This window comes from Gordonia oryzae (assembly GCF_003797185.1).
Taxonomy (GTDB): domain Bacteria; phylum Actinomycetota; class Actinomycetes; order Mycobacteriales; family Mycobacteriaceae; genus Gordonia; species Gordonia oryzae.
Genome location: NZ_RKMH01000011.1, coordinates 89,772 through 102,676 on the forward strand (window position 1 = coordinate 89,772; position 12,905 = coordinate 102,676).

The following is a 12,905-nucleotide window of genomic DNA, read 5'->3' on the forward strand; positions in this document are numbered from 1 at the left end:
AGCGAGACGAAGGGCGCCGTCACGGGTCTACCGGGCGCCGTCGGCGAGACGAAGGGCGCCGTCACGGGTCCACCGGGCGCCGTCGGCGAAATGGGGGCGCCGTGAGCCCGCTCCCCAACCCCGAGAAATCGATTTGCCTGCGGCTGCGACAATTGAACCCGTGAGTAGGCCTTACGTATCCCACCTGAACCAGAATCTCAAGCCGCTCGAGCAGTCCCTGAAGCTGCAGAACGTGTGCTACGAGATCAGGGGACCGGTGCATGCACACGCGGCCCGGTTGGAGGCCGAGGGCCACCGGATCATGAAGCTCAACATCGGCAACCCGGCGCTGTTCGGCTTCGAGGCTCCCGACGTCATCATGCGCGACATGATCCACGCCCTGCCCTATTCCCAGGGCTACTCCGAGTCCGCGGGCGTGCTCTCGGCTCGGAGGGCCGTCGTGACGCGCTACGAGCTCATCTCCGACTTCCCCTACTTCGACGTCGACGACGTGATCCTCGGCAACGGTGTCTCCGAGCTGATCACGATGACAATGCAGGCGCTGCTCAACGACGGCGATGAGGTCCTCATCCCGGCACCGGACTATCCGCTGTGGACCGCGATGACCGCACTGTCCGGCGGCCAGCCGGTGCATTATCGGTGCGACGAGAGCAACGGCTGGAACCCCGACATCGAGGACGTCGAGGCCAAGATCACCGACCGCACCAAGGCACTGGTGATCATCAATCCGAACAACCCGACGGGCGCGGTCTACTCCCGCGAGGTGCTCGAGAAGCTCGCCGACATCGCGCGCAGGCATTCGCTGCTGATCCTCGCCGACGAGATCTACGACAAGATCCTCTACGACGACGCCGTCCACACCAACATCGCCTCACTGGCACCGGATCTGTTGTGCCTCACCTTCAATGGACTCTCCAAGGCCTACCGCGTGTGCGGTTATCGGGCCGGCTGGGTGGTCCTCACCGGCCCGAAGGAGCACGCGCAGGGCTTCATCGAGGGCCTCGGCATCCTCGCCTCGACGCGCTTGTGTTCCAACGTGCCCGGCCAGCACGCGATTCAGGTGGCCCTCGGCGGGTATCAGAGCATCGACGCCCTCGTCGAGCCCGGCGGGCGCCTATTCGAGCAGCGCAACGTCACCTGGGAGAAGCTCAATCAGATCCCCGGCGTCAGCTGCGTCAAACCCAGCGGCGCGCTGTATGCCTTCCCGCATCTCGACCCCGAGGTCCACGAGATCCACAACGACGAGCTGTTCGTCCAGGATCTACTGCTGCAGGAGAAGATCCTCGTGGTGCAGGGCACCGGCTTCAACCTCGACGACCACAACCACTTCAGGATCGTCACCCTGCCGTGGGCGCGTGAGCTCGGCGAGGCGATCGAGCGGATCGGCAACTTCCTCTCCTCGTACCGCCAGTAGCCAACCCGCAGTCACAGGTACCCACGCACCGACGTCCGAGCCCCGGACGTCGGTGTTCTCGTATGCGGAGCCTGCCCATTGGCTATTCCTGTAACCGTTGGTAACGTGTACTCCCATCCAGGGGATCGAGGAGTCGATGGTGAGTTGGAAGCGGCGCAGAAACGTCAACAGCGCAGGGGTGCACCTCGCACTGTTCGAGGCGGTCGCCGACGACGGCACGGCCACCGCCGACGATGCGCCGACGATCCTTCTCGTGCACGGCTGGCCGGATACCCACGTGGTGTGGGACGGCGTCGCCGCCCATCTGGCCCGTCACGCACGGGTCTTCGCCTATGACACCCGCGGCATGGGTGACAGCGATCGCCCGCTGCCGGTGTCGGCGTATCGGATCGAGAATCTCGCCGACGATCTGTTCGCCGTGGCTGCCGCGGTCAACCCGGGCGGCAAGGTCCACGTCGTCGCGCACGACTGGGGGTCCATCCAGAGTTGGGAGGCGGTCTCCCGCAGCGGCGCCGCAACGCAGATCGCGTCGTTCACCTCCATCTCCGGACCGAGCCTCGACCATGTCGGAGCGTTGTTGCGCCACAACATCACTCACCCGACGCCACGCAATCTGGGCACCTCCATCTCGCAGATGGTCAGTTCCACCTACATCGGCCTGTTCCATCTGCCGCTGCTGCCTCGACTGTTCCTCGGAGTTCTCGGCTCCCGCCGGGTGTGGCGTGAGTTCCTGCACCTGATGGACGGCACACCGCGCGACGCGATCACCACCGCCGCGACGCTGCGCCGCGACATGAACTCCGGGGTCCGGTATTACCGTGCCAACATCGGTCGGCGCCTGCTGTTCCCGTCACCGCGCACGGTCGCGGTACCGGTTCTCGAACTGCTCAACACCCGCGACTTCGCGATCCGTCCGGCGACATTCTCGACCACCCACCGCTACGTCACCCGGCTGTGGCGCCGCGACGGCGCGACCGGGCATTGGCTGCCCTCGACGCACCCCGCCTACATCGCCGAGAATGTGCGCAACCTCCTCGCCACCCTCGACGGTGATCGTCTCGTCCCCGAGAGCTTCACGCGAACACGACGTTTCGGTCCCGGCCAGGCGTTCACGGGCCGGCTCGCGGTGATCACCGGAGCGGGCCGCGGTATCGGTCGCGAAACGGCACGGGCCCTCGCCGAACTCGGATGTGACGTCGTCCTCGCCGATGTCGACACCGCAGGCGCCGAGGAGACCGCCCGCCTGTGCAAGGAAAGCGGTTCGGCCACAGCGGTGTATCACCTCGACGTCGCCGACACCGACGCCTTCATCGAGTTCGCGAAAGACGTCGCGCGTGAGCACGGGGTCCCCGACATCGTGGTGAACAACGCCGCGACCAGCCTGTCCGGATCGTCGCTCGATGCCACCGACGAACAGGTCGATCGGTTGCTGGAGATCGACCTGCGCGGTGTGCTCACCGGGTGCCGCGAGTTCGGCCGGCAGATGGTGACACGCGGAACCGGCGGCCACATCGTCAATCTCGCGTCCGCGGCGGCCTTCACCCCGCAACGGGGGCTGGGCATCTTCGCCGCAGCCAAGGCCGGGGTGTTGCTCTACGGCGAATCGTTGCGCGCAGAGCTCGCCGAGCATCACATCGGCGTCAGCACCATCTGCCCCGCCGTCAGCGGCGCACCGGCCCCCGACGAGGTCGCCGCACAGATCGTCGCGGCGATCCGCGCCGACAAGGCCGTGGTACCGGTGGCCCCCGAAGCCCGGATCGGTTATCGCATCTACCGTTTCACCCCGTGGATCTCGCGTGTCATCGCCCGACGTCAGGGCGTCGGCGCGACGCGCCCGTGAAAGGAACGACCATGCCTGCCCACGCCCATTCCATCAACGACTCCCGCGAGCCCGCCGACGCCGACGGGTCCGACCCGGGCCCCGTCGAACTGCACGCCCGCAACGTTGCTTTCGACTGGACGCAGACACCACTGCACTGGATTCCCGGACACCCGGTCGCGTCGAACTTCATCAGCGTGCTCAATCTCCTTCTCCCAGAGGGAGAACGATGGTTCGTCCAGACCTACAACGAGGCACTGCCACTGGTGCGCGACGACGAACTCGCGGCGACGATGCGCGGATTCATCGGCCAGGAGGCCATGCATGCCGAGGCCCACGACCACGTGCTGTGGGAGTTCCTCGACCACCACGGCATCGATCCGCGCCCGTTCTGTCGGCAGATGGAGTGGATCTTCCGGAAGTTGTTGGGGCCACTGGAGAAAGCCACTCCGGCGGCACGCCAGAAGCACCTCATCGAACGTTTGTGGCTGATCGCCGCGCTTGAGCACTACACCGCCATCCTCGGTGACTTCGCGCTCAACAACACCTGGGTCGAGCACGGCGCCGACCCGGCGATGACGGATCTGTTCACCTGGCATGGCGCGGAAGAGGTCGAACATCGGGCAGTCGCTCACGAGGTCGCGGTGTATTTCGGCGACAGCTACCTGCGTCGCGGGCGGGCCATGTTGGTGGCACTGCCGGTCTTGCTTCTACTCGTCAATCGCGGGTTCCGGTTCATCATGAAGTCCGACCCGACGATCGACTACAACTTCTTCCAGCGCGAGTACCACTACTTCCGCGGCGTCCGGGCCGGGGTCCTGCCGAAGATGTGGAAGATCGTCTTCTCGACCTTCAGCTACTTCCGTCCGGGGTTCCACCCCAACGAAATCGGTTCCACCGCACAGGCCGTCGCCTATCTGGCGGCCTCACCGGCGGCCCGGAACGCGAGCTGAGGAGCCGCAACGAAATGAACCAGCGCGCACATCCCCACACGACGACGTTGACCTCTCCGCCACCGCATCTCTACGGGCGCTGGCGCCACGACCCGTTGCTGACCGTCGGCACGGCCATCTCGAAGATCTGGTGGCCACTGTGGCGGCCGTTGTCGCCGCTGCACGACACCGTCGCCGACAACGGCATCACCGTGGTGCGCATCGTCGGCCGTGAGGTGGTCGCCGAGGACGAGAACGTCGTCGCACTGACCTTTGCCGACCCCGACGGTGGACTGCTGCAGCGCTGGCACGCCGGAGCACACCTGGATCTGCTGTTGCCCTCGGGCCGGATGCGTGAGTATTCGCTGTGCGGCGATCCCGCCGATCAGTACACCTATCGCATCGCCGTGCGCCGTATCCCCGACGGCGGCGGCGGATCGATCGAAGTGCACGACACGCTGAAGGTCGGCGATCTCCTCTCGATCAAGGGCCCGCGCAACGCGTTTCCCATCTCCCTTCCGGGTCACGGATCCGCGGCGACAAAGCTGCGATTCATCGCCGCGGGCATCGGCATCACACCGATCCTGCCAATGCTCGCCGCCGCCGAACGCTTCGGTCTGGACTGGTCGATGATCTACACCGGCCGCTCGCCCGAGTCGATCCCGTTCCGTGACGAGCTCGCGCGCTTCGGCGACAAGGTGACCATCCGCACCGACGACGCCGACGGAAGGCCGTCGATGGAAGCACTGCTCGGTGACAGCGACCCCGAGACCGGTCGCGCCCCATCGGGTCTCGCAGTGTACTGCTGTGGTCCGATGCCAATGCTGGAGAGTCTGCGCCGGCACCTTGCCGACCGCCCCGACATCGAGTTGCACTACGAGCGATTCACCCCGCCACCGGTGGAGAACGGCCGCGAGTTCACCGCGACCATTGCCTCCACCGGCACCGAGATCACAGTTGGTGCAAACGAATCGCTGCTCACTGCTGTGCAGCGCGAGATCCCGTCGGTGCCGTACTCGTGTCGACAGGGCTTCTGCGGAACCTGCAAACTCGGGATCCTCGCCGGGGCGATCGACCATCGCGACAACATCCTCACCGAGCCCGAGCGCGCCGCAGGCCAGATCCTGACCTGCGTCTCACGCGCCCAGGGCGATCACCTCACGCTCGATCTCTGACCAACACGTCGTCGGCGGTATCACTCTCGGCAGCAATGGAATCCGCGGAGCGCATCACACCACGCGGCGCTCCCCGTAACAGCGCTGCTGCGGCCACTGCCACGGTCGCGGTGATGGCCACCGCGACCCACACCGCCGAGTGCAGCCCGTCGACGAAGACATCTTGCACGGCCGCGCGCATGGCGTCGGCCGCGGCGCCCGGCGCCCGCCCGGCGACCTCGACACCGGCCATCACCGACTGTTCGGCGATGGCGCCCGCCGCGTGGGGAACTCCGAGTGCGGCAAGCTTGTCCCCGACCCCCGAGGTGTACACCGAGGTGAGCACCGACCCGAGCACCGCAACCCCCAGCGTGCCGCCGACTTCCCGCGTGGTGTCGTTGACGGCACTGCCCGCACCGGCCTGTTCGGGCTTGAGCGCATCCATGATCAGTTGGGTACACGGGCCGGAGATGAACGCCAATCCCATGGCCATCAGCGACATCGACCAGATGATCAGTTCCCAATAACCCGAAGTGCGCGTGGAGAATTCGACCAGCGCGAAGCCTCCGGCCATCAGCAGCGCTCCGGCCACCACCACCGGCCGCGGCGAGAAGCGATGCGCCAGCGTCATCGCGACCGGCGAGAAGACCGCCATCACCACCGCGAACGGCAGTGTGCGCACGCCGGCGTCGAGCGGGCCGTATCCCTTGACCGCCTGGAAGAACTGGGTGATGAGGAAGATGAATCCGAACAGCGCGAAGAATGCGACGCTGACCATGCCCGCGGCGGTGGCGAAGTGGCGATTGGCGAAGAGCCGGACGTCGAGAATCGGGTGTTCGATGACGAGTTGGCGCCAGATGAACAGACCGATCACCACCACGGCAGCGGCGAGACCGCCGACGGTGCGCGGATCGCCCCATCCGAAGTGCGGGCCCTCGATCAGCGAGTAGACCAGCAGGCCGAGGCCGACGATCGAGAGCAGCAGACCGCCGATGTCGAAGCGGGACACCGTCGTCGGACGTGTTCCGGGTACGACGGCGAGGATGGCGACCGCCGCGATCACACCCATCGGCAGGTTCACCCAGAACACCGACGACCAACTGAAGTGCTCGAGCAGCCATCCACCGAGTACCGGGCCGATCGCAACTGCCACGCCCGACGTCGCCGCCCAGACCCCCACGGCCGCAGCACGTTCGCGCCCCTCTGCGAAGATCGTGGTGATGAGGGCAAGAGTCGCGGGAAAGACCAGTGCGGCAAAGAGTCCCAGCCCGCCACGCGCGGTGATCAGCTGTCCAAGGGTCTGCGACTCAGCCGCGAGCGCCGAGACGGCGATGAATCCGGCAATGCCAAAGAGCAGCATCCGGCGATGCCCGTAGCGGTCACCGAAGTATCCGCCGGTGACAAGGAGACCGGCGAACACGAGCGTATAGGCGTCGACGATCCATTGCAGTCCGGATATGCCGGCGTCGAGATCGCGCGACATGGTCGGCAGCGCGACATTGACGATCGTGTTGTCGATCATCACGAGCAGTTCGGCGAAGCACAGGGCGCCCAGCGCCCACCAGCGAGCCCGCATCACACGTCCTTGAGTAGGGAGACGGCCAGAAGGGTCCTATAACAGCGATCCATTATTATAGGACGCTGTTCTACCCAAGAAGAACACTGTTCTAGTAAGTTGTCAACATGTCCAGTCCATCGACGCCCGGTTCCATGACGCGCGCTTCGTCACCCCAGCGCCGCACCCCTGCCACCGAGGTCCGGGCCAATCTGATCCGCGCCGGGCGTCGCATTCTCGAGACCGACGGGGTCGTCGGCCTCACCGTCCGGGCGGTCGCGAAGGCCGCGGGGGTCGCGCCGATGGGTGTCTACAACCACTTCGATGGCAAGGAAGGGCTGCTCGATGCCCTGGTCAGCGATGCGTTCGTCGAGTTGGGACGGGTGGTCGCGACCACCGAGGCCGACGCAACCGAGCGACTGGTCCACAGCGGGCGGGCCTATCGGCAGTTCGCCCTGGATTACCCGATGCTCTACGCGCTGATGTTCTCCGCGGACTGCGATCCGGCGACCGAGGCCGCCACGTCGGCGTTCGACGCACTTGCCGACGTGATTCGCTACGGCCAGGTAGCCGGTGTGATCCGGGTGGGCGACCCGCAGGAATTGGCGATGCAGGTGTGGTCGTGTGTCCACGGCACGGTCAGCCTCGAGCTGGCGGACGCGGGCCCACCCGTCATTGACCCCGCACAGAACTACAGCGCGGTGATCGCTTTGATCGCGCGAGGACTTCGCCCCTGACCGCAGTTCGCCGACCTGGCCGAACGTCGAGGCCCATCTGAGAGAATGTGCAATCGTGACCGAATACCGGATTGACGACCTGGCGCGGGCGGCCGGGACGACCACCCGGAATGTGCGCGGCTATCAGGACCGGGGCCTGCTACCGCGACCGCTCCGACGCGGACGCATCGCCATCTACACCGATGCCCACCTCAAGCGCCTGAAGGTGATCAACGACCTGCTCAAACGTGGTTTCACGATTCGCCACATCGGCGAGTTCCTCACCGGGGTGCAGCGCGGCGACGACCTCGCCGACGTCCTCGGGTTGCGCGAGGTGGTCTCCGAACGGTGGTCGACGACGCAATCGGCGACGGTGAGCGCCGACGAACTCGCCGAGATGCTGCACACCACCGACCCCGACAACATCGCGCGGCTCACCGAGTTCGGCCTCATCCGGCCCGACTCCGACGATCCCGACCCACAGGGTTACGTGATCCTCGACCCCGAAACCGTCGCCGGCTACGGCCGTCTCGTCGCCCTCGGTCTCACCCTGAGTCACATCCTCGACGTCCACGCCGAACTCGATCGCGCGATGGATGCCGCCGCGAACACCCTCATCTCAGCGGGCCGGCGCCAGCTGACGCTGGGGCATGCCAACGGGTGGATCCCGCAGACTGCCGAGGAGTCAGAGAAGACCACCCGGCTCCTCACCGAGCTCCGACGCTCCGGCCAGGTGTCGGCGCACAACGCACTCGACCGAGCACTCGACCGGGACATGGCACGCCAGCTCGCCGACTACCTCGATGCCGCACGCGCATCCGGTCACGACCCCGAGCTCGCCGATTGACCTGAGAGTGCAGAACTCAAGAGTTCGAGCGCCTCACGGGATGACGATGGGCGGACGACCGGGGATCGGGATGCTCAGCCGGGGCGCGGGGCGCGGCCGAGCCCGACGCGGCCGGTTGTTGGGGGTGCGCGAGTTGGTCTGTACCGGCGGAGGCGGCGGTGTCGTGTAGACGACCGCGGGCTGGCGCGCCTGCACCAGATCGGACGGGTCCGCGAACTGCGGTGGCGAGGTCGACGACGTCGCGGCGGCCTGATCGGTGATCGTCGAGACCGCGACCGCGGGCGGTGCGGGCGCGGTGCTGCCGACGGACGACACGGCCATTGCGGCCCCGAAGACGAGCAGCACCCCGGCCACCGCTCCGCCGAGCAACCAGCGCGGCCGCGAATACCATCGGCGATCCGTCGCGCGGAGCTCCGATCCGACAAGAACACCGTGGTCGTAGCGGGAATCCTCGTGACGAGGATCGTCGCGGAGGGGATGATCGTCGTGGTGGGGATGATCGTCGCGGAGGGGATGATCGTCGCCGTGCAGTACCGGAAGCTTGTCGGTCACCGTGAGAATCTCCTCGGTGACGGCGTCGGCGACTTCCGGCCTGGACTGCTCGACGGGCGATCTCGGGGCAGGCATCTCAGCGGCAGGCGGTGCGGTGGCAGGCGGTGCGGTGGCAGGCGGTGCGGGCTCCACGACGCTGACAACGTCACCGCTGATCCGGCCTGGGGTCGGGAAATCACCGGACGGCGTCGGTGTCACGCCATGTGCCGGCGTGTGCAGACTGGCCTCGTCGTCGACGACGATGACCGGCGTGCGGCGAGCATCAGCAAGCATGGTGGGCAGTCCCGGCCACTGCGTATGCGTGGTGGTGAGCACGACGGGCACCGTGGTGGACCCCGTTTGCGCGAGCACCGCATCGAGGTGTGCCGCGAGGTCGGCGACCAGCGCGGCGGTGGCCACCTCGAGGTCGCGTCGAGTCACGCGGAACAGCCGGACCTGCCGCTCGCCCATGATGAACGCGCCGCCCGACGACGCGAGCCGGGTACGGGCCCGGCCGGCCAGTGTGCGGAGTTCGTCGCGCCACTCGTCATCGGTGGGGCGATTGACCCGCCCCACCGCGACGAGATAGTCGGCGAGCGCGCGATCGAGCGCGCGCGGCGTGATGTCGTGCAGCGGTGGTGCAGCCAGAAGTATCTGGTCATCGACGGTCTGGGCGACCACGATCACCGCTCCGGCGGCGTCGAGGTCCACAACCGCGGCGACATGCGCGCCGAGGGTGGAGACCCTCTGTCGGACCGGCTCGGTGAGAGCCGCGTCGATCACGCGGAGTGCGGTGTGTGACTGTTCGATCATCGTGGGTGATATTCCTGCGGTCGTCGGGGGCGCTGCACTCGTCGACCGATTACCCGGTCGACCCGGGATGAATCCCGGTCGCCCGGACGCCCCCCTTGCGCCCATCGAGTGTCAACTTAGCATGTGACCGCTGCGTGACCGGACCGATGAGAGAGCAGCGATACGGTCGGCGGAACCGGCAACCATCGCCGATGCGGCCACCGGCGATCCTCGGCGGACCTCGCCGCCGAGGGCTCGATACTCCCAGCCAGCCGCCCGCCACTGAGCCGCCGCGAGGCATCGGCGGCCGTCGACGATCACGCGGTGCGCGACCACGCCGTCGAACTCATCGGGGCTCATATGGACGAATTCGGCCCATTCGGTGGCCAGTGCGAGGACGTCGGCGTCGGCGGCCGCGGCGCGCGCGGTGTCGGCGAAGTGGAGCATCGGGTACATACGACGCGCGTTGTCGGAGGCCTTCGGATCGAAGACCGTCACAGACGCACCCCGCAACGCGAGCTGGCCGGCCACTGAAAGAGCAGGCGAATCACGGACGTCGTCGCTCTCGGGTTTGAACGCGGCGCCAAGGATCGCGATGTTCGCACCGATGAGATCACCGGGGCAGGCGTCCTCGATCAGATCGACCATCGCAGTACGTCTGCGCATGTTGATCGCGTCGACCTCGTGCAGGAAGCGCAAGGTGCGCCCGGCGCCGAGCTCCTCGGCGCGTGCCATGAACGCGCGGATGTCCTTGGGGAGGCACCCGCCGCCGAAACCCAAGCCGGCGTTGAGGAATCGTCGACCGATCCGGTTGTCGTAGCCAATGGCGTCGGCCAGGGCCGAGACATCGGCGCCGACGACCTCACATAATTCGCTGACCGCGTTGATGAACGAGATCTTGGTAGCCAGAAAGGCATTCGCGGAAGTCTTCACCAATTCCGCGGTGGCCCAATCGGTAGTGACCATCGGGACACCGGTGTCGAGGATCTCACGGTACACCTCGCCGATCACCGCGACCGCGGCACTCGACGACGGATCGTGCGCCGGGTCGGTGCCGACGACGATGCGATCGGGACGCAAGGTGTCCTCAACGGCGAATCCCTCACGCAGGAACTCCGGACTCCAGGCCAGTTCGACGTCGGCGAAGTCGCCGGTGATCGCCGCGATCCGATCGGCGAGCTCGGCTGATGTACCGACCGGAACAGTCGATTTCCCGATGATTAGGTGCTCGCCGCGCACGAGCCCGGCGAGCGTTTCCACGGCCGAGAAGACGTGTGAGGTATCGGCGCCATATCCGCGCGCCTGTTGCGGAGTACCCACTCCGACGAAGTGCACCTCGCCGTGGTCGGCGGCCGCCTGCATCGACGTCGAGAATTCGAGGCGGCCGGCGGCGATGTTGCGGCGCAAGATGTCGGAGAGCCCAGGCTCGAAGAACGGCACCTCACCGGCGCGCAGGCGGGCGACCTTCTCGGCATCGACGTCGACCCCAAGGACGTCGTGCCCGAGTTCGGCCATGCAGGCCGCGTGCGTCGCGCCGAGATAACCACATCCGATCACGGTGAGCTTCATAGAAGTAGACGTACGCGCAACGTCGGGCGCACAACCCACCAAGGCGTGGCGACGCAGCGACGCGTCGGTGAACTCCCGTCGACGACCCCTCAGTCCGTGTCACGCACGAAGTTCAGATACGCCTTCGACGGCGTGGGTCCCCGCTGCCCCTGATACTTCGAGCCGACCGCGGCACTTCCGTACGGGTTCAGCGCGGCACTGGTCAGCCGCAGCAGACAGAGTTGCCCGATCTTCATTCCCGGCCACAAGGTGATCGGCAGGTTCGCGACGTTCGACAGTTCGAGGGTGATGTGACCGGAGAAGCCCGGGTCGATAAACCCTGCAGTCGAGTGGGTCAACAGCCCGAGTCGTCCCAATGACGACTTGCCTTCGAGTCGGCCGGCGAGGTCGTCGGGCAGGGTGCACACCTCTAGTGTCGACCCGAGCACGAACTCACCCGGATGCAGCACGAACGGCTCCCCCGGAGCTGGCTCGACCAGCGTCGTCAGCTCGTCCTGGCGCTGCGCGGGGTCGATGTGGGTGTAGCGGGTGTTGTTGAACACCCGGAACAGTCCGTCGAGGCGCACGTCGATACTCGACGGCTGGACGAGGGCGGCGTCGAACGGGTCCAGCGCGAGGCGCCCGCTGTCGATGGCGGCATGGATGTCGCGGTCGGAGAGCAGCACACTGCGAGGCTATCGGACCAGCGCGGGCAGACGTAGTAGAAGGTTCGCCCAGGGAGTGACCTTCTAATACGTCTACGACGCCAGGAAGACGTAGTGTCACAACCCATGGACGACGAGCAGATCTTCGCCGAGATCGCCGACGAGCGTCGGCGTCTGGCCGACCAACTGAGCAGCCTCACCGACGACCAGTGGGCCACTCCATCGTTGTGCGAGGGCTGGACCTGTCGGGACGTCGTGGCGCATCTGGTGATGCAGCTGGTGGTATCGACGCCTACGATCGTCCTCGCGATGATCCGTACGTTCGGCGATTTCGACAAGGCCAACATCGCGGTGACGGCCAAGGTCGCGCAACAATACGACAACCTGACCGCAGTGCTGCGCGACAAGGCCGACAAGCGATTTACCCCGCCCGGCAACGGGCCGCGTGCGCCCCTGAGTGACCTTGTGATTCACGGAGCCGACATCCGCCGACCACTCGGTCTGCCATCGACCACCGATCCCGACCGCCGCCGGACCGTCCTGGACTTCCTTGTCACCCCCAAGGCGTCGCGCGGCTTCACCGACGGTGTTGCCCCAGTGCGCTGGGTGGCGACGGACCTCGATTGGACCTTCGGCGACGGGCCCGAAGTCCGGGGTCCCGCAGAGTCGTTGATGCTGGTCATGACGGGCCGTGACATCGCCCTGGCCGATCTCACCGGCGACGGGGTCGCGACGCTGAGCTAAACGCGCCGCATGTCACGACCTGCTGTGACGCGCTCGAGGCATCCTTTGCTAAAGTTGCCGTCGCGGGTTCTGAGATCCGCACGCCGATGTAGTTCAATGGCAGAACATCAGCTTCCCAAGCTGAATACGCGGGTTCGATTCCCGTCATCGGCTCCACCATCGCCGCAGGTAGCGCGGTTTTTTTAGCC

11 protein-coding genes and 1 tRNA gene are annotated in these 12,905 nt (G+C 66.5%); 8 read left to right on the forward strand and 4 right to left on the reverse strand.

Features of this window, described 5'->3' with window-relative positions; all coding sequences use genetic code 11:
• Positions 1 to 160 precede the first annotated feature (160 nt).
• The 4 genes from EF294_RS15085 (at position 161) to EF294_RS15100 (ending at position 5,340) form a co-directional block, all read left to right on the forward strand.
• Positions 161 to 1,414: a pyridoxal phosphate-dependent aminotransferase gene (locus tag EF294_RS15085; RefSeq protein WP_123931522.1), complete on the forward strand. Its 1,254-nt coding sequence runs from the start codon at positions 161 to 163 to the stop codon at positions 1,412 to 1,414.
• Between the two features lie 136 nt (positions 1,415 to 1,550).
• Positions 1,551 to 3,254 (forward strand): SDR family oxidoreductase, encoded by a 1,704-nt coding sequence (locus tag EF294_RS15090; protein ID WP_123931524.1) that lies wholly within the window; start codon positions 1,551 to 1,553, stop codon positions 3,252 to 3,254.
• 11 nt (positions 3,255 to 3,265) lie between these two features.
• A complete protein-coding gene (locus tag EF294_RS15095) occupies positions 3,266 to 4,186 on the forward strand; it encodes a metal-dependent hydrolase (protein WP_123931526.1) in 921 nt (306 codons plus the stop codon).
• Positions 4,187 to 4,200: 14 nt separating this feature from the next.
• The gene (locus EF294_RS15100) at positions 4,201 to 5,340 is read left to right on the forward strand and encodes a PDR/VanB family oxidoreductase (protein WP_123931528.1); all 1,140 of its coding nucleotides are present in this window, start codon (positions 4,201 to 4,203) and stop codon (positions 5,338 to 5,340) included.
• Here the strand turns inward: EF294_RS15100 and EF294_RS15105 are convergent.
• Positions 5,324 to 6,895: an MFS transporter gene (locus tag EF294_RS15105; RefSeq protein ID WP_123931530.1), complete on the reverse strand. Its 1,572-nt coding sequence runs from the start codon at positions 6,893 to 6,895 to the stop codon at positions 5,324 to 5,326. The two genes, EF294_RS15100 and EF294_RS15105, sit on opposite strands and share 17 nt — an antisense overlap.
• Before the next feature lie 107 nt (positions 6,896 to 7,002).
• Between EF294_RS15105 and EF294_RS15110 the strand changes: the two genes are divergently transcribed.
• Positions 7,003 to 7,611, forward strand: a complete 609-nt coding sequence (locus EF294_RS15110) for a TetR/AcrR family transcriptional regulator (RefSeq protein WP_123931532.1) — start codon at positions 7,003 to 7,005, stop codon at positions 7,609 to 7,611.
• 55 nt (positions 7,612 to 7,666) lie between these two features.
• Complete coding sequence (locus EF294_RS15115; RefSeq protein WP_123931534.1) at positions 7,667 to 8,437, forward strand: MerR family transcriptional regulator; 771 nt, start codon at positions 7,667 to 7,669, stop codon at positions 8,435 to 8,437.
• Between the two features lie 33 nt (positions 8,438 to 8,470).
• Here EF294_RS15115 and EF294_RS15120 read toward each other — a convergent pair whose 3' ends face one another.
• The 3 genes from EF294_RS15120 to dcd all read right to left on the reverse strand — a co-directional run bounded on the left by EF294_RS15120 (position 8,471) and on the right by dcd (position 11,994).
• A complete protein-coding gene (locus EF294_RS15120) occupies positions 8,471 to 9,781 on the reverse strand; it encodes a hypothetical protein (protein ID WP_123931536.1) in 1,311 nt (436 codons plus the stop codon).
• Positions 9,782 to 9,892: 111 nt separating this feature from the next.
• On the reverse strand, positions 9,893 to 11,329 hold the full coding sequence (locus tag EF294_RS15125) for a UDP-glucose dehydrogenase family protein (protein WP_123931538.1): 1,437 nt from the start codon (positions 11,327 to 11,329) through the stop codon (positions 9,893 to 9,895).
• Between the two features lie 89 nt (positions 11,330 to 11,418).
• Entirely contained in the window at positions 11,419 to 11,994 is a 576-nt protein-coding gene (gene dcd / locus EF294_RS15130) for a dCTP deaminase (protein ID WP_123931540.1), read from the reverse strand.
• 105 nt (positions 11,995 to 12,099) lie between these two features.
• On the opposite strand from dcd, the gene EF294_RS15135 reads away from it, so the two are divergent.
• Positions 12,100 to 12,717, forward strand: a complete 618-nt coding sequence (locus tag EF294_RS15135; RefSeq protein ID WP_123931542.1) for a maleylpyruvate isomerase family mycothiol-dependent enzyme — start codon at positions 12,100 to 12,102, stop codon at positions 12,715 to 12,717.
• An 82-nt stretch (positions 12,718 to 12,799) separates the two neighbouring features.
• A tRNA-Gly gene (locus tag EF294_RS15140) sits at positions 12,800 to 12,873 on the forward strand.
• The last annotated feature ends 32 nt before the right edge of the window (positions 12,874 to 12,905 follow it).